The sequence below is a fragment of the Mojavia sp. genome (assembly GCF_059505145.1).
Genome location: NZ_JCACKA010000047.1, coordinates 506982 through 523803 on the forward strand (window position 1 = coordinate 506982; position 16822 = coordinate 523803).

Sequence of the window (16822 nt, forward strand, 5' to 3'; positions counted from 1 at the left end):
TGTCAGTCGATGCAATTGAATTGTCACTCGATACAATCGCATTGTCAGTCGATGCGATCGCAGCTTACTCTAAAAGATAACCCACTAGTTGCAAAAGGCGGCGAACAGTCATGACAGGTACTACAGCAAAGCAAAAAATACTTAAGGCTTTAGAGGAGATGCCACAAGATGTTTCGTTTCCGGAGATTATGGAACATCTTTACTTCTTGTATAAGATAGAACAAGGGCTAAAGCAAGTTGCAGATGGTGATATTATTTCCCATGCAGAAGCTAAAGCACAAATGAAGAAATGGCACAAATAAATTGGACTTCTCAAGCACTTGACGATCTTCAGGCTATTGGTGATTTTATTGCACGAGATACACCAGCTTTTGCACAAGTGCTTGTAGATAAAGTCTTTGATGCAGTACAAAGGTTAGAGAACTTTCCGCGTTCAGGACGAATAGTACCAGAAATTAACCAGGAAAATATTCGAGAAATTATTTTAGGAAGCTATCGGATTGTTTATTTGCTAGATGGGGATGAAGTAAACATTTTGACTGTGTTTCATGCTTCAAGGTTGCTTAAAGTTTCTGAATTACAAATTAATACTTATGAGTAGTTAGAAGTTAATCGTCAATGGCATTGTCAGTCGATGCGATCGCAATATCACTCAATACAATGACATTGTCACCCGATACAATTGAATTGTGACTCGATACAATCGCATTGTTACCCGATACAATGGCATTGTCAGTGGATGCGATGTTTACGACAAGCCGCTTTGCGTCTACGCAAAATCATGGGGAAATATTATGAATCTTGAACAAGCTGTGTTAGAAAAGTTTCGGCAGCTACCTATAGATAAGCAACAAGAATTACTGGATTTTGCAGAATTTCTGTACCAAAAAACAACTACAAAATCTGCCTTACTCAGTGTTAGAGGTTTATGTACTGATTTAAAGGTAGATATTACAGAAGAAGATATTGCTCATGCGCGTCAAGAAATGTGGGGTAATTTTCCTAGAGATATTGTTTAATGACATCAGTAGTAGCAGATACACACGCTTTAATTTGGTACATTTTTGACGTAAATAGACTATCCCAAACAGCATTAACAGCATTAGAACAAGCAGTTAATGCGGGTAATCCTATTTACATCTCAGCTATCACAATCATAGAGATTTCTTATTTAGTTGAGAGAGGAAGAATTGCAGAAGAAGTGCTTACACGAATTTTAAATGCCTTGGATGATCCCAATGTCGGCATTGTACTTGTACCTCTAGATCGCAATATTTCAGGAGGTATTAGGCAAATTGACAGGGCAACGGTTCCTGATATGCCTGATAGAATTATTGCAGCCACCGCTTTTTCTTTAGGTATTCCCTTGGTGACTCGTGATTTGCGAATTCAAGCTTTAACCACAATTGTGACTATTTGGTAGCAAATCGATGCGATCGCAATATCACTCAATACAATGGCATTGTCACCCGATGCAATGGCATTGTGACTCGATACAATCGAATTGTCACCCGATACAATCGAATTGTTAGTCAATACAATTGAATTGTCACCCGATGCAATCGAATTGTTAGTCGATACAATTGAATTGTCACCCGATACAATCGAATTGTGACTCGATACAATCAAATTGTCACCCGATACAATCGCATTGTCAGGCGATGCAATGGCATTGTCATCCGATACAATCGCATTGTCAGTGGATGCGAGCGCTTTTACACTTTACAATGTCTCGCCCAGCACGTAACTTTCAACCAGGCTTTTGTTATCACATCACCACCCGTTGCAACAATCGGGAATTTCGGCTGACGCGGTTAGAATGCCGAGAAGTCTTCCTGTATGCAATTAAAAAAGCACAACAAAAGTATGAGTTTAAGCTTTATGCGTTGTGCATAATGTCGAATCACGTTCACTACTTGCTGGAACCCAAGCAGCCAGAAGATTTACCCAAAATCATGCACTGGCTTAACTGGTACACTGCTATGTGCTTTAATCGAATGCTGAACCGCACAGGGCATTTTTGGGAGAAACGATACCATAGCACAGGGTTTGCCAATACAGATAAGCGACGAGCTTTAAATACTCTGCGATATATCCACGCTAATCCTAAAGCGGCGGGGATGCAACAGGGTTTTTTCTACGACTTCAGCAATTATGGTATTCATGACCGTTTGAGTCATGATGGTATCACTCAATGGCATCCAGCGTTTTTGCAACTGGGGCGAACTTTGGAAGAGTGCGCGGCGAAGTATCGTAGGTTTTGTCAGAAATATCGACCACAGGCAAAGCCAGAGAAACGAAATTATTGGGGTAGCCGCTTTTTAACCTCGGTAATAAAGGGTGCTAAAGCTAAAAAATCTTCCCCAGGACAGATTAGTTTACCTTGGAACAAGCAAAAAGTTACAGAATCTACAGAGGTGCAAGAGCTAGCAGAAAAATTTATTCACGCAAACGGCTATCAGCCCCCAGTGCCAGGTATCGGAAACTGGAAATGCTGATGGTCACGTGGAAAATGAAGCAGCAATAATTGGTTACAAACTTCTGAAAGCCTTAAACGTTAAACTTTACAAGTCGCAGCGCGAGAGAAGAATAGCTCATCCTTCTCATCGTTATTCCACTCCAATAATATATTTAAATCTTTCCAGCCTTCTCTCTCGTTTAATCTCCAAAGACTATGGGGTAGGCTACCTTTATACTTTGATGGGTTATTTTTTATACGCCTCAGCAGTTCGGCATACGTCACAGCTAAGTCGCCTCCTCTGCCGCCCGTTTCTTCATCCCTAGTTTTTTTGTCATCATACCATCCTACTGCCTTGGCAAACCGATAATAATTTTCTATATCTTTTCCATTCCACTCTTCTGGTGTTATACGCATCCTATTCCCGGCGCTAATCCATATTTCCTTTTGCACACTAAATCCAAAACGTTTGTCTGAATAAGTGACCCAAAGCTGGTCTATTTTTTTAAAGTCGGGACAAGAAAAATTATTAATAGAGGCGAGATCTAAATACTCTTCTTTTTCTCTTTTAGCAATATTGAGCATAAGTTGGTATGTTTGCCCATCAGCTGCTTCCCAATTTTTAGCCTTCAAAGAGTATTCAAGTTGAGCATATAAATGTTGGGTAAGAGATTCTTCTACCTGCTTTCTTAATTCTGCTGCTGGGGTGTTGGTTGAGAGTAAATTAAGTAAATTTCGATGAACAGCTTCAATATCTTTGGCTGCGAGCAATTGGTTAGTTTTTGTAAATGGACTGGTTTGCTCTGGGTTCTTATTAAGAATTTCAAATGCTGATTTATAAGATTCTATAGCTTGGTTTATTTCTTTTTTCTGTGCTAGTAAATCACCTTGAGCCTTCTTAGCTAAAACTTGAATTTGTAACCCTTGAATAGAAGTAATAATATGTTTATTTGCTTCTAAAATATTTTGACTTGCTCTAATCTCTTTTTCAGCTTGCTTCCATTCTCCAAGTTGCTGATATGCTTGAGACATAGAAGTAAATAACATTGCTTTTTTCAATTCGTGATTTTTAATTTCGTAAGATAAACCTATTTGTTCCCTCGCTTGACTTGCTGAAGATGATTTGTCTTTCTTATAAAGTTCCTCGCTCAGTTTAGATAATTGCGAGACATATTTAGTATTTTCTCGAATATCTTGAATATCCTTACCTGCCCAAATTATAGAAATTGCTGCTCCTAATAATGTCAGCACTAAAACAACTGAACCAATACGAATATGTTGTTGAGCTTTATGATTTGCTTCAGCTAGTTTTTGATTAGCTTCAGCCAGTGTCAGATTTCTTTTCTCTGCTGCTTCCTTATCCTTTGTCTCACGTTCTAAAGCAGCTTCTTGCTCTTTAACAGCAATCTCTTCTTGGATTTCTTGCTCTTTACTAGCTGCTAAAAACTGCCTATCTTGATAACTTAAACTCTTATCCCTCGCCCATATTTCAGCTTCTTCTAAAGCCTTTCCTCGCAATAATCGTGATGTATCCTTTCCTTGGAAAGCAACCCAAAAGCGGAAATTCTCTGAATATGGGCGCAGATTTTTTAATTGATTATTTATCCAATCTCGATCAAAAACTTCTTGATATATGGGATTATAAATTTTTAAGTTGTTTTGCTGCCTAACAACCAAGCCTGAAAGCTGTAACTCACTTTGCTCTAAAGTATTATCGGCTGTAATCTGAGATTGTTCGTTCCTCAATTGAATTTGCTGATACAGTTCTAGTAAATATCCAGCCCGTTGTTCATCCCGCAAAATTCTCGCTTGAATCGTGCGTAAATGCTCAGGCTCATCTTGAGATTCCCAATTTTCAATAATCCGAGACTTCACCACCTGCTCAACAGTACGAGGATTGTCTTGCAAAGATTCTTCACTCATAAACTGACACAGTTTTTGCGTAAGAAATGGTTGTCCTCCTGTCCAATATAAGATTTCCTTCATTACTAATTGCGGGTTAGAAAATTTCCCTTCCATACCCTTGGCTAACGGCTCAATTCCATGCAATTGAAAACCAGTTAGCGAGATAGCTTGGCCAATATTAAACGGGGTGCGTTGTTTATCTTCTATCAAATTGCTGGGTGATGCGACTCCTAACAAACAAAAAGTGAGGCGATTATATTCAGGATTATCAACCCGCTTATTATAACAGGCACGAATCAAGGCAAAAAAATCATCTGTGGGAAAGTTAAGGCTGAGTACACTATCAATTTCATCAATAAAAATAACGATATTTTCTTTAACTTCAGTAAGTAATATCTCTTCTAAAAACTTACGAAATCTTGTCACCAGCGAATTTAACTGATTAGCCTCCCACCAATCACCAAAATCTACATCTAAGCCAAAACTTTCAATTAAATTATCAATTAAATCTGCATACCATTGTTCGGGAGGGACATTTTGAATACCGCCAGCCGAAAGGTCAATTGCTGCACATTGTACACCTTCTTCTCTGAGTCTTTGCATGGTTCGCACACGCAAGCTAGACTTTCCGCTTTGTCGAGAATTCAATACATAACAAAACTTTCCGGCTTTAAGTCCTGCATACAAATCACTGTCAGCTTTGCGTGTAACATAGGTGCTGGCATTTTCAGGTAGACTTCCAGAGAATTGATAGTGGTCATGCATCACTTACCCTAAGAGGATGTTTTAAAAGTTCTCTTGTTGGTAGCAAAAAGTTTTAGATCCCCCTAAATCCCCCTTTTTAAGGGGGACTTTAAGAGGTTTTGCCCCCCTTCCTAAGGGGGGTTGGGGGGATCAAAAGCCTGAAATATCTTGCCAGTATTTATCTAATTGGGGTTCTAGTTATAGGCTGTCTGAAACATTAAGACATAACCATTGTAAAAATGTTTTAGTGTCAGCCAAAATATTAATATCAGCAAGTTTTAAATCTAATTTTGCTGTTTGATAACCTTGCTTTCTAGCATGGTTGAGTACTTTCTCTAACAGCAATGTTTTGCCCATCTTCTGCGGCGATCTAATGCGAATTAGCGCTCCTGGTTGTAAAATTGCTTCACAACATTTCTCCTCAATGGGCGGTCTTTCTACATATATTGTCGTCGCTTCTGTTGAAGAGTCGAATGCTGTTTCTCTTGTGGTAATTAATTTAGGTGTCAAGTTTTCTGGTATCCCAGCTACACGAATCAAGCTACAACCTAACTTATAAGCAAACTCATAACCTTTATCTGCGCCAAGTGCATCATAAAAACCCACTGCAAATTCAATGGCTGCTTTATCACCAATTTCTTGACTCATGCCAACAACATAATTAATATGTCGTGCTATTTCCAGAGCTTGGTATTTAGAGTAGCAGGCATTAAGAACTACACATTGTACTTGGTCAGCAAATAATTGAAATAGCCCAGCTAAAGCTTCCGCATCAACTAACTTGATTTGACACGATTCATCTTCAAATACTAAGCCTTCTTCTCCTATCCCATGTCCAGAAAAGTGAATGATGTGCGGTTCGTATTCCAAAATAGCTCTGTGTATATCTCTGTAGCGTACTGCTTCTGCTGTAGCAATAGAATATTGGTCACGATTCTTTGACCTTTTCAACCCCTCCTTAATTTCCCGCATCTCCTCACCCAGACGCAACTGACTGCTACCTTTGGGATTTGCGGATAAAAGTAGGATTTTGCGAGTTTGATTTTGGTTACTCATCATGAGATTTGAACCGAAGAAATCCAAAAGGAAGGTTAAACTGGCAGATATCTACATTTTGAGTATGCGGGTTTTCGGACTCTAGAGCAAACCAAAAAACCAAATCACGAGCCACTGTTTGCGATCGCATTGTCACCTGGTACTCTCAAAACTGCTCTAAACGAGTAGACGTTGTTAATTTTTGCAAGTAGATGCGATCGCATTGTCACCCTACAATAATCTGTAAATCAATAAAATCATCCTGCATTTATGCAACGCCAACTTTGGCAGTTTGCTAGATAAGGAACCAACCATCAGGAGGAAGCGGAAATTTTATCGGTATGCTATGAATAATTTGATATTTTATTCATTCCAATCTTATCTTTATTCTTATGAAGCGTTCCGCTTGCCTTATCTTTAATCCGGTTGCGGGTCAAGGTGATTCAGAACAAGAACTGGAGCAGATTCGGGCAATACTAGAGCCAGAAATTGATTTAGATATTTACTTCACAACCGAAGAAATCGGTGCTGATGATCTGGCTTATGCAGCAGTCGAGCGGGGGGTAGATGAAATTATTGCTTCGGGTGGAGATGGTACTCTCTCAGCAGCAGCAGCAGCTGTAGTGGGTACAAATATTCCTATAGGCATTATTTCCAGAGGCACAGCAAATGCTTTTGTCACAGCTTTAGCATTACCGGACACAATTGAAGCCGCCTGCCAGACAATTTTGCAGGGAGGAACACGCTGTGTAGATGTAGCTTATTGCAATGATCTGCCAATGGTACTGCTGGCAGGTGTTGGCTTTGAAGCTGAAACTGTAGAAAAAGCAGACCGAGAGTCTAAGAAACGCTTTGGCATTATGGCGTATATTCTGGCAGGGCTGCAACAGCTGCGAGAATTAGAGAGCTTTGATGTAGAGATTGAGACTGAAGATAAAATCATTAAAACTAGCGCTTGTGCGGTAACAGTAGCGAATGCTGCACCTCCCACTTCCGTTTTGGCTCAAGGGCCAGCAGGAATTATTTATGATGATGGGCTGCTAGATTTGACGATAGTGGCTCCAGTTAGTAAGGCGGGAGCGATCGCCGCAACATATCACCTATTTCAAACGGCTTCTGCGGGTAGTCCAGTTGAGCGTGATGACATTGGCTACCTACGAGCCAAACAATTCAAAATTACCACTAACCCACCACAAAAGGTCGTCCTTGATGGTGAAATCATCGGTAAAACTCCGATTGAAGTGAAGTGTGTACCAAGTGGCTTAAAAGTTTTTTCACCACTTTTAGAAGAAGTTGTACCTACAGAAAAATTAGAAGGTCTGCCCAACTTGACAATTGAGTTGAAAGACACAGCAAGTGATTAAGCTCCGCGGGCATAGGGAATGGGGCATAGGGCATAGGAAAGCAATTCATTCCACCCTTAGAAGGAATGGGCTTTTCCCGCGCCGACTTTCGGTAAGGTGGAGATGGGGAAGCTATCTTCCTCAACTCCCTCACTCAATCGCTAGAAAATTCAGGAGTAAGTTGCATTGAAACTCGTTTCTGACCCGGCGATCGCCAAAAAAATTCGTAAGATGCAGCAGCGGGTAAAATGGCAAGATCCGTTAATTGTAGAACGGAACATTGACCAAACTCGACTAGTGCTGGAGGATGGTCAAGCAAATGATGCTGATTTCTCATTTTTGGTTGTGGGTGACAGCGGTTCTGGAATACACAAGGGACATAATCCCCAACGACAAGTTGCGGAACTGATGCTACCCCATCACCACGAATGCCGTTTTATGCTGCATACGGGCGATGTGATTTATTTAGTGGGGTCGAAAGAGTACTACCAGCAGAACTTCATTCAGCCTTACCGAGAGTTTCTTTTAGGCGGGGAACATCCCCAAAAAATTGCCTATGACCAAATGGTTTTCAATTTGCCTATTCTCCCCATACCAGGAAATCACGATTATTATGACCTGCCGATTTTATTTAGCTTAGTTTCTCTGACAACATTACCTATTCGGCGTTTGTTGCGATCGCGGCTAGACTTGGATGTAGGTTTGTATGGTTCAGGAACGGGTGATGCTTATGCACGGGCTTTTCTAGACTATCTCAACGCGTTTCAGTTTCCCGGAGATCTCGCCCGACATTTAGACAAACATTACACTGCCAAAACAGATACTGGTCGCTGTCTTTCCTACCAACCAGGGCAATTCACTCGGTTGCCAAATCGTTACTACACCTTTCGCTACGGTGGTATTGACTTTTTTGCACTCGATTCTAATACATTTAACGATCCGCCACCGCTACCTACAACTAAAGAAGGTGATGCCGATCGCCGAATCTTGGAGAAACGTCGTCAAGATTTAGAGCAGGAAATGCAGCAAATCATACAAACCTCAGCAACCCTCAATCCCAGTAATCCTAATGAAGCTGAACAACTGGACGATTTGCAAAGTAAACTCTCGCAAATTGAGGAGATTATTGTTGATATCGATAAGCAACTAACCACGAACAAAACAACCATAACTGATGCCGAACAGTTGGACTGGCTGAGGCAGAGGTTAATTGAATCTTGGAACACTCAAGAAGTTCGAGGTAGGGTAATTTATTTCCATCATCCTCCCTATGTAACTGAGGCGACGAAATGGCAACAAGCGCAAACTCTAGCAATCCGTAGCCGCTTACGTGGGGTGCTAGATGCGGTGGCTAAACAACTAGGTTCCCTAACTCAGGGGCGTCCTTTAGTCGATTTAGTAATCAATGGACACGCCCACTGCCTAGAATATCTGCAAACTTTGGACACAGGACACGCTGATTCTCATATTCACTGGATTGTATGTGGGGGTAGTGGTTTTAGTTTGCGTCGCCAACGAACTGAGGGTGCAGATTTAAGGGAAACTATGGAAGATGCAGATAAATTAGTAGCGCGATCGCATCTTTACGTCGGCCGTAATGGTCAAGGTTCCCAGAAGCACAGGCCCTACTCATGTCTTCGCATTGATGTCAAAGGCGATGGCGGAACCAACGCCTCCGGCGAACGCCACGCTAACTTCATTGTCCGTCCTTTAGTTGCCGACTGGTATCAGCGGCAGTGGCATAACCGAGAACTTGAGCCGTTCAAGATTTAAGGATGATTCTTCTCACTCCCAATCGTACTGTCCGATAAAAATAATGATGAGGATTTCTTCCCCATCATTATAGTTACAGTATCCCCACAAACTTCACAGACTTGATGTAGCAATCAAGTTAAACCATTCCTGTTCCTTTACCGCGGGTATCACCCTCTTCTGTTAATTGACCTTCCTTGTCCTGTTTTATTTCTATGAGTTCCTCAACACGGTTTGCAGTGTCCTGCGCTTCTGCTTGGCGTGCATCACCAGGGACTTCATAGTACATTTCCGGTTCAACTGGGTAGTTGTTCAATAAACCTTCTTTGTCCACAGTGTAGCCGTCTGTGGTGCGTATGCTTTCGGAATTGGTTTGGTCATCAGTCACAGCGCTTGCTTCTCTTTCTTCTGTGGGGATTGTTTTGAACAGATCTCCCTCTCTTTCTTTACGCGCAGCAGTTTCCGCTGGGACAATACCGCGATCGTATACATCTGAGTCAACGCGATCAGATGAGTCTATTGCTTTATTAAATTCTTTATTACTCATAATTTATGCCCTCGTTAAACATTCTGTTGAATAACTTACTGAACTAGATTAGGCTTTTAGTAAAGATGAATCTACTATCTTTGGAAGTGAGTTGATTCGGAAAAACAACTATTTACTCTATCAGAAGATATATTTAAATTTATAATTAAATGTATAAATATATATATAATTGACTTAACTAAATCACTAAAATTTTCAGGACAAATACTGTAGCAAATTAACAGTTATAATTTTCAAAACAGCAAATTATAGGGTGAGCATTGCTCACCCTATAACCAATTAATCAAATGGCATCAACCCTAATAAGTAACCCGACCAAAATAAATTGAAGATAGCGTATTAACGCACGATTTCTTGAAGTTAGATGCGTTACGAGTAGCGCTAACGCATTTAACTAACATAGATATGTTATTTTATTTGGTTGGCTTAATTTAATAGGGTTAGTTTAAGTTTTCTGTATGTTCTTCGCCCACAACTTCTTGTTGCAGATCTCGAATTCCATTAACTAATTCTTGCCGAGTCGAAGCTTTGAGTAAATAACGGGAAGTAAACCAAGCTGTGTAACCAATGCCAATCAACTCAAAGGTTGGCATTAATAGCGGAATGCTATTAACTGCACTCAGTATTGCCAGCACTACTCTAAGCGCAACAATTGCTAACACAAGTGCGCCTATTGTTAGCAAAGGCTGTTTGTATTCGTTAAAAAAGCGTCCTAAATATTCAGGTAATTCCGCTAAGAAGTCAGAAATACTTTTACCAATTTCCTGCCATTGATTATCAGGTTCTTTCGCAGGCGGTAGCTTTGGTAATGTCTCATTTTCTGTGCCTACAAGAGCCATTGTACCTTCTGGTGAGGTAGAATCTACTAATTCGACTTGCTGTTGTTCTGTTTCCATGGTTGTTATATTTTGGTAATTACAACACTTTCTATAATTGCTTAAGTTTCAATCAGTATAATAGTCATGATTAGAGCCTAGAATTGAGCATATTTTGTCTATAGTCTATTAATCTACATACTAAGATTTTTGACTATAGACTATAGACTCTTGAACTCTTGATATTTAGCGATGCACCCTTATTGACCTGAATTTACTGCTGACTACTTTATTGAACTGGTGGAGCAACTGCTGCTTTTACAACTACTTGTGTGACACCTTTAATTTCTTTTGCCAAACGCTCAATCTTGTCTAACTCCTGCTGGTTGTTGACCGTTCCACCTACAGTGACTGTGCCATTCTCTGCGGCTTCAACTGTTAGAGCGCTCTTAGGTATATTAGCTTCCAATTTGGAGCGAACTTCACTGGCAAGATCGGCTGCTGCTCTGTTTGTATCGCCACCACCAGCGATATTTTCGCGCTCTTCACGGGCACGGATGTCGGAATTTAGTTGTCTACGACGAACTTCACTTTGTGCGTCTCTTTGAGATGCTTCTGTTGTCTGGGGACTTGGTGCTTGTACAGCTTCGTTAGGATTATCAGGGGCTGCATCACTTGTTCTGGCAGTATCATTACTACAAGCAGCAGCACCAAAAACCAAAAGTCCAGTAATTAAGAAGGGTGTTAGCTTTTTCATCTGTTTAATGTTGGTATAAAGATACAAGTTGTCGATGTGCTGATGTGTGTGGGAGAAGATTTGAACAAGTTATGTATGCCCTTGCTCCTATTAGAAAAGTTTTGGAGAGTGGCAACTAACTTGGGTTAAACTTTTTCATCGCGGCGGTCAATAATGATTACCGCAGGGTCTTGTCTATCCAGACCCGTTGTGTTAGTACTGCGAGCGGTATCAACCACTGGTGTATCTTGACGGTTAACTTGGCCGTATCCTTGACGATGTTCGTGATCTATATCAGTAGCGTCATAGACAGCGAATTCTTCAATTCCTCGACGTCTCAGAATAGTTTCAGCGTGGTGGATTTCAGATTCCGAACCATCGGTCATAACTAGGTAGTCACCTTTTTGGAAGCGATCGCTATAAACTCGCGCCCTATCTTCGGGAATTCCTAAGCCAGCAAGTGCGCCAACAATACCGCCAGCTGCTGCGCCCACAGCACCACCAGTCAGTGTTGTTGCTAAAGCTGTAGCTACTGCACCCCCCGCAATCACAGGCCCAATTCCAGGGATTGCTAAAGCCCCAAGACCTACTAATAAGCCTCCTAAACCGCCTAAAGCTGCGCCTGTAGCTGCTCCAGCTTTCGCTCCCTCGTCTGCTTTATTGCCTGCACCGAAATTCTGATCTCCACCAGCAATTTGATTGCCGTTGCTGTTTTTTGCAATGATCGAGACTCGATTCATCGAGAAGCCTGCATCTCGCAGTTCAGTTAGTGCAGCTTCTGCATCTCGGTGATGAGAAAAGACACCGATCGCCCGTTTATTTCTTTGAACATCTCTATGAGCAACGACAGGTGTAGCTGTATGAGCCACAGCAGGCGCAGATGTCACATCATTTGGTCGATCATAAACGGCAAACTCTTCGATATTCCACCGTCTGAAAATTGGTTCAGCTCTTGCAATTTCATCGTCTGTGCCGTCTACAATTACTAAATAGCCGCCCCGCTCTACTCCTTGGTTGTAAACTCTGGCGCGTTCTTCAGGGATTCCTAAGCCAATTAGTCCGCCAAGTAAACTACCGGCTGCTGCACCAATACCTGCACCTGCTAAAGTTGTAGCCAAAGCGGTTGCTGTTGCCCCAGCAAGCATGATTGGCCCAATTCCGGGGATTGCTAACGTACCAAGACCTACTAATAAGCCTGTCAAACCGCCCAAAGCACCACCGGAAACTGCTCCGACTGTTGCACCTTCGTCAGCCTTATCGCCAACTTTATCGTGTACTTGAGTACCTGCAATTTCATCGTTGCGATCTGCGTCTCGTGCGATTACAGATACTTTATCCATCACTAGGCCGGAATTACCTAACTCACGTAGCGCCCCTTCAACATCCCGACGATTAGAAAATATACCGATAGCACGCCTTACTTTATTTGCAACCATTCTTTCTCCTCCTCAATAAGAACATTTTTAATCAAAAAATTATTAAGCTCACTTAAAGTCTATTTTTGTTTTATTTAGCATTATTTTTCATCAATCATTTGGAAGAAATTTTATATCTATCATTAGATATAGGTACGCTGATAAAAATAATTAAATTAATGAATAAGCGACCATTCACAATCAAAAATCGCTTGTAAATTAGAAATAAAAATATTGAATTTTAAAATCGAGACAACTAATTTTTTTGAGCAAATTTGTCAAATTTATAAATTCCCAATACCAATAACTACCTAAATGTAATAAATATGACTAATAATTTGATTAAATATGGTTTTTACCGCTTAATATCATGAATTTTAAACTTATTCAAATTAATTTTTATCTCAAATTATACAAATTCCATATGAATTAATAATTATTTATACAAAAATTAAAATTGACCTAATTAGCTACAACTAAAACTAAAATTACCTATTTCTTAGTGCAGAATACGACTTTTGGTGAGGAAATTTACCACTTAAGATTGTGTAGGTCAAGCTAGCTGATATCTAGAGTAGTAGGTAAGCCATTTACTTAAAAAATGGATATTAGATTGAATACAAGTGAGAAAATACTATGTTTCAATTTGTCGAATCTAATTTGACATGGGGTTGGCTACGTTTGGGAATAGCACCTATGTCTAGAGCGCAAGAATCTTTATTCACTCCAGACGCAATACCGGTTGTATTTTCTGGCTCTAAGTTTTTAGTAGCATTATTGGCTGGCACTCTGATGGCATTTGCCTTTCAATTGCTATTAACAAATTTTTCAGTTGCCGCAGGAATTTCAACTTTGGGTTCTGATTCTGATAGTGATGATGATTCAGAAACTTGGGGTAGTAAAGTTCGTGAAATTGAAACTAAACTAGGCTTTTGGGCGATAATAACTGCTAGCATTGCGTTATTCTTAGCTTGTTTTCTAGCCGTCAAACTCACTTTAATCGAAAGTGCGTTTTTAGGAGCAATCATCGGTGTAGTAATCTGGTCTACCTACTTCTCGATAGTAGTTTGGTTGGGTTCATCAGCTGTAGGTTCTTTAATTGGTTCTATTGCCAGCACTTTCACTTCTGGTTTTCAAGCTCTAATGGGTACAGCAACTGCTGGTATAAGCGCTAATGCTGCTCAAAAACAAATGGTGGCTACTGCTGAGGAAATTACAGCTGCTGTCCGGCGTGAACTAACTTCAGGTTTTGATCCTGAAAGTATCAGCAATACTCTACAAAGCTCCTTAAATTCTTTGCAACTTCCAAAGCTAGATTTGTCAGAAATTCGCAATCAATTTGACAAAATACTCAATGATATAGATTGGCAAGCGATCGCTAATAACGATGTGCTAAAAAATGTAAATCGCCAAACTTTTGTTGATTTAATCAGCAGTCGTACAGACTTGTCTCAAGCGGACATTAATCAAATTGCTGACCAGTTAGAAGCTGCTTGGCGACAAGCTTCATCCCGGAAAAATCCGACGGAGACAGTAATTAATTTACTCAAGTCTGCGACTCCTGAAGAGTTGAATTCGGAAGATTTAGGTGAACGGCTTCAGCAATTGGTTACAGCCAGAGACAACGGTAGAGAAAATGGCAAAGAAAATGGCAATGGCAACAATGGTGTGATCAAGCAAGCGGTTCAATATGGCTTGGGTACTGCTGGGACAGCAGTGTTGAACAGGCTAGACCTCTCTGATATAGATGTGGGGAAAATTAAGGCACAGTTACAAAAGCTCAAAGATAAGGTTCAGGATATAGATGTCGAGAGAATTACCCACGAACTGCAAAGCTTTACAGATAAAACCACCGAGCAAATCGCTCAAAGATTGCCTGCACCAAGCCACAACACTATTAAAGGAGATGTAGAAGACTACATCCTCAATTCTTTGCCTTGGCATTTTAACCGCTTGACGATGAAAGATGAATTCCAAGAAGTCATCTACGATGCACAGGCAGATCCTGCAACTACGCAGCGAGAATTGGAGGAAATCAATCAAGAATATTTTGCTAACTTGCTGACACAGCGAGGTGATATCAGCGAAGCCAGGGTAAAAGAAATTTCCCAGCAGATGGAAAGCATTCGCCAAGAAGTTTTAGAACTTGTGCAACAGGCGCAAGTAAGAGAACAACGCCAAAGCTTTCAGACCTTGATCGAAAATTATCTGCGTGCGACAGGGAAAGAACAATTGAATCCTGAAGCTATTGAGCGTGATTTTGCCAAGTTGTTAGAAGAGCCGCAAGCTAGTTTGGCAGATTTAAGCGATCGCCTATCAGAATTTAATCGTGATAGCTTTGTACAATTGCTCCTGCAACGTCAAGATATTAGCGAAGAGGAAGCTAATAATATTGTTAATCAACTCGAAAGCACTCGTGATTCTGTATTGAACCGTGCGAGAGATTTACAAGAGCAAGCAACAACCAAAGCTGATCAACTGCGCCAAAGAGTAGAAGACTATCTGCGAAATACCAACTTAGAAGAACTTAATCCTGAAGGTATCAGACAGAATTTTAGAGCTTTACTAGATGATCCACAAGCAGGATTTGCCGCATTACGCGATCGCCTATCGCAATTTGACCGTGATAGTTTGGTGCAACTGCTTAGTCAACGTCAAGATTTAAGCGAGGAGCAAGTTAACCAAATCCTCGATCAGCTAGAAGGTGTCAGGGATAGTATTCTGCAAGCACCGCAAGCAGTAGCAGATCGAGCCAAAGAACAATACGAGCAAACAACCACAGCGATCGCTGAGTATCTCCGCAACACAAATCTCGAAGAACTCAACCCAGAGGGTATCAGGCAAGATTTGGAAGTTTTGCTGGCTGATCCGAAACAAGGTGCTTTGGCAATACGCGATCGCTTATCTCAAGTAGACCGGGAAACCTTGGTCAAACTACTAACCCAACAGGGAGACTTGAGCCAAGAACAAGTTAATCAAATAATCGATCAAGTCCAAGAAGCGATTCGTACCATTGTCAGATCACCACGACGCTTGGCAAATCGAGCCACACAAAGAGTTTTAGATTTTGAAACCAATCTCGAAAACTATCTGCGTCATACCAACAAAGAAGAACTAAACCCAGATAGTATCAAGCGTGATTTACAATTGCTACTGCAAGATCCACGGCTGGGAATCGAGAATTTAGGCGATCGCCTGGCCAGATTTGACCGTTCTACAATTGTGGCGCTGCTATCCCAACGCGAAGATATTTCCGAAGAAGAAGCAAACCAAATTGTGGAGCAAATCGAGTCTGTTCGGGCTTCACTTGTGCAGCAATATCAGCAGATTCAGCAACGGGTGCAATCAGTAGTTGATGGAACTTTTAGCCAAATTCGCAACTATCTCAACTCACTAGATCGTCCAGAACTGAACTACGAAGGTATTAAGCAAGACTTTGCCAAATTGTTTGACGATCCGCAAACTGGATTTGAAGCGTTACGCGATCGCCTCAGTCATTTTGATCGTGATACCCTTGTTGCTGTCCTCAGTTCTCGCCAGGATATTTCCCAAGAGGATGCCAACCGCATCATTAATCAAATAGAAGCAGCGCGAGATGGTGTCTTGCAACGAGCTGAACGTATCCAGCAAGAAGCACAAAAACGCTTAAAAGCAATTCAAAAGCAAGCTAAAAAGCAAGCTGAAGAAACCAAAAAAACCGTTGCCAGTGCTGCTTGGTGGTTATTTGGTACAGCTCTGACTTCTCTTGTTGCCAGTGCGATCGCAGGAGCAATCGCCGTCACAGGTTTTGTGTTACCTGGATAAACTCTGCATCTCTATATATATGTAATTTCGTCAGCATGAGTCTGCCGAATTCATAGAAATCCTCTAAGCCTGCCTAGCCTACCCTCTTGGCTTCTGTGCAGGCTTATTATTTTTCTACTCAAAAAGAGGAAGGGGGTGTGTTTAAATAACATTCTCTCCTTGTCTCCTTGCGATCGCAAGAATGGAAAAACCTTGTGATTTACTGAATGTCTGTGTTCAGGACAATGATGCAATGGGAACTCTAGGTAATAAGGTTAACTAAAAAAGC

At 41.0% G+C, this 16822-nt stretch carries 15 protein-coding genes; 8 read left to right on the forward strand and 7 right to left on the reverse strand.

Annotated features, from left to right (window positions below; translation table 11 throughout):
- Positions 1-110 precede the first annotated feature (110 nt).
- The 4 genes from AC5JL8_RS09335 to AC5JL8_RS09350 all read left to right on the forward strand — a co-directional run bounded on the left by AC5JL8_RS09335 (position 111) and on the right by AC5JL8_RS09350 (position 1423).
- Positions 111-302: a hypothetical protein gene (locus tag AC5JL8_RS09335; protein WP_495879494.1), complete on the forward strand. Its 192-nt coding sequence runs from the start codon at positions 111-113 to the stop codon at positions 300-302.
- On the forward strand, positions 290-601 hold the full coding sequence (locus AC5JL8_RS09340) for a type II toxin-antitoxin system RelE/ParE family toxin (RefSeq protein WP_495879495.1): 312 nt from the start codon (positions 290-292) through the stop codon (positions 599-601). The genes AC5JL8_RS09335 and AC5JL8_RS09340 overlap by 13 nt, the downstream gene beginning before the upstream one ends.
- A gap of 88 nt (positions 602-689) precedes the next feature.
- Positions 690-1019: a DUF2281 domain-containing protein gene (locus AC5JL8_RS09345; protein ID WP_495879496.1), complete on the forward strand. Its 330-nt coding sequence runs from the start codon at positions 690-692 to the stop codon at positions 1017-1019.
- On the forward strand, positions 1019-1423 hold the full coding sequence (locus AC5JL8_RS09350) for a type II toxin-antitoxin system VapC family toxin (protein WP_495879497.1): 405 nt from the start codon (positions 1019-1021) through the stop codon (positions 1421-1423). Before AC5JL8_RS09345 ends, AC5JL8_RS09350 begins: the two co-directional genes overlap by 1 nt.
- On the opposite strand, the gene AC5JL8_RS09355 is transcribed toward AC5JL8_RS09350, so the two are convergent.
- On the reverse strand, positions 1390-1689 hold the full coding sequence (locus AC5JL8_RS09355) for a hypothetical protein (protein ID WP_495879572.1): 300 nt from the start codon (positions 1687-1689) through the stop codon (positions 1390-1392). The two genes, AC5JL8_RS09350 and AC5JL8_RS09355, sit on opposite strands and share 34 nt — an antisense overlap.
- 38 nt (positions 1690-1727) lie before the next feature.
- Between AC5JL8_RS09355 and AC5JL8_RS09360 the strand changes: the two genes are divergently transcribed.
- Positions 1728-2498, forward strand: coding sequence for a transposase (locus AC5JL8_RS09360; protein WP_495879498.1), 771 nt, complete (start codon positions 1728-1730; stop codon positions 2496-2498).
- A gap of 59 nt (positions 2499-2557) precedes the next feature.
- Here the strand turns inward: AC5JL8_RS09360 and AC5JL8_RS09365 are convergent, their stop codons facing one another.
- The gene (locus tag AC5JL8_RS09365) at positions 2558-5128 is read right to left on the reverse strand and encodes an AAA-like domain-containing protein (RefSeq protein WP_495879499.1); all 2571 of its coding nucleotides are present in this window, start codon (positions 5126-5128) and stop codon (positions 2558-2560) included.
- Between the two features lie 177 nt (positions 5129-5305).
- Positions 5306-6166, reverse strand: a complete 861-nt coding sequence (locus tag AC5JL8_RS09370; RefSeq protein WP_495879500.1) for an AAA-like domain-containing protein — start codon at positions 6164-6166, stop codon at positions 5306-5308.
- Positions 6167-6534: 368 nt separating this feature from the next.
- Here AC5JL8_RS09370 and AC5JL8_RS09375 point away from each other — a divergent pair, with 368 nt between their 5' ends.
- Both AC5JL8_RS09375 and AC5JL8_RS09380 read left to right on the forward strand, forming a co-directional pair.
- Positions 6535-7506, forward strand: a complete 972-nt coding sequence (locus AC5JL8_RS09375) for a YegS/Rv2252/BmrU family lipid kinase (RefSeq protein ID WP_495879501.1) — start codon at positions 6535-6537, stop codon at positions 7504-7506.
- Positions 7507-7671: 165 nt separating this feature from the next.
- Entirely contained in the window at positions 7672-9258 is a 1587-nt protein-coding gene (locus AC5JL8_RS09380; protein ID WP_495879502.1) for a metallophosphoesterase family protein, read from the forward strand.
- Positions 9259-9376: 118 nt separating this feature from the next.
- Here the strand turns inward: AC5JL8_RS09380 and AC5JL8_RS09385 are convergent, their stop codons facing one another.
- The 4 genes from AC5JL8_RS09385 to AC5JL8_RS09400 all read right to left on the reverse strand — a co-directional run bounded on the left by AC5JL8_RS09385 (position 9377) and on the right by AC5JL8_RS09400 (position 12771).
- Positions 9377-9784, reverse strand: coding sequence for a hypothetical protein (locus AC5JL8_RS09385; RefSeq protein ID WP_495879503.1), 408 nt, complete (start codon positions 9782-9784; stop codon positions 9377-9379).
- A gap of 440 nt (positions 9785-10224) precedes the next feature.
- The gene (locus AC5JL8_RS09390) at positions 10225-10680 is read right to left on the reverse strand and encodes a CAAD domain-containing protein (RefSeq protein ID WP_495879504.1); all 456 of its coding nucleotides are present in this window, start codon (positions 10678-10680) and stop codon (positions 10225-10227) included.
- Between the two features lie 208 nt (positions 10681-10888).
- Complete coding sequence (locus tag AC5JL8_RS09395; protein WP_495879505.1) at positions 10889-11356, reverse strand: BON domain-containing protein; 468 nt, start codon at positions 11354-11356, stop codon at positions 10889-10891.
- Positions 11357-11481: 125 nt separating this feature from the next.
- Positions 11482-12771, reverse strand: coding sequence for a histidine kinase (locus tag AC5JL8_RS09400; protein WP_495879506.1), 1290 nt, complete (start codon positions 12769-12771; stop codon positions 11482-11484).
- Between the two features lie 615 nt (positions 12772-13386).
- On the opposite strand from AC5JL8_RS09400, the gene AC5JL8_RS09405 reads away from it, so the two are divergent.
- The gene (locus AC5JL8_RS09405; RefSeq protein WP_495879507.1) at positions 13387-16554 is read left to right on the forward strand and encodes an MFS transporter; all 3168 of its coding nucleotides are present in this window, start codon (positions 13387-13389) and stop codon (positions 16552-16554) included.
- The last annotated feature ends 268 nt before the right edge of the window (positions 16555-16822 follow it).

Excerpts from the sequence above, each read along its gene's own strand:
- AC5JL8_RS09335 (WP_495879494.1), top strand. The coding sequence starts at position 111 with ATGACAGGTACTACAGCAAAGCAAAAAATACTTAAGGCTTTAGAGGAG.
- AC5JL8_RS09340 (WP_495879495.1), top strand. The coding sequence starts at position 290 with ATGGCACAAATAAATTGGACTTCTCAAGCACTTGACGATCTTCAGGCT.
- AC5JL8_RS09350 (WP_495879497.1), top strand. The coding sequence starts at position 1,019 with ATGACATCAGTAGTAGCAGATACACACGCTTTAATTTGGTACATTTTT.
- AC5JL8_RS09360 (WP_495879498.1), top strand. The coding sequence starts at position 1,728 with ATGTCTCGCCCAGCACGTAACTTTCAACCAGGCTTTTGTTATCACATC.
- AC5JL8_RS09365 (WP_495879499.1), bottom strand. The coding sequence starts at position 5,128 with ATGCATGACCACTATCAATTCTCTGGAAGTCTACCTGAAAATGCCAGC.
- AC5JL8_RS09370 (WP_495879500.1), bottom strand. The coding sequence starts at position 6,166 with ATGATGAGTAACCAAAATCAAACTCGCAAAATCCTACTTTTATCCGCA.
- AC5JL8_RS09375 (WP_495879501.1), top strand. The coding sequence starts at position 6,535 with ATGAAGCGTTCCGCTTGCCTTATCTTTAATCCGGTTGCGGGTCAAGGT.
- AC5JL8_RS09385 (WP_495879503.1), bottom strand. The coding sequence starts at position 9,784 with ATGAGTAATAAAGAATTTAATAAAGCAATAGACTCATCTGATCGCGTT.
- AC5JL8_RS09390 (WP_495879504.1), bottom strand. The coding sequence starts at position 10,680 with ATGGAAACAGAACAACAGCAAGTCGAATTAGTAGATTCTACCTCACCA.
- AC5JL8_RS09395 (WP_495879505.1), bottom strand. The coding sequence starts at position 11,356 with ATGAAAAAGCTAACACCCTTCTTAATTACTGGACTTTTGGTTTTTGGT.
- AC5JL8_RS09400 (WP_495879506.1), bottom strand. The coding sequence starts at position 12,771 with ATGGTTGCAAATAAAGTAAGGCGTGCTATCGGTATATTTTCTAATCGT.
- AC5JL8_RS09405 (WP_495879507.1), top strand. The coding sequence starts at position 13,387 with ATGTTTCAATTTGTCGAATCTAATTTGACATGGGGTTGGCTACGTTTG.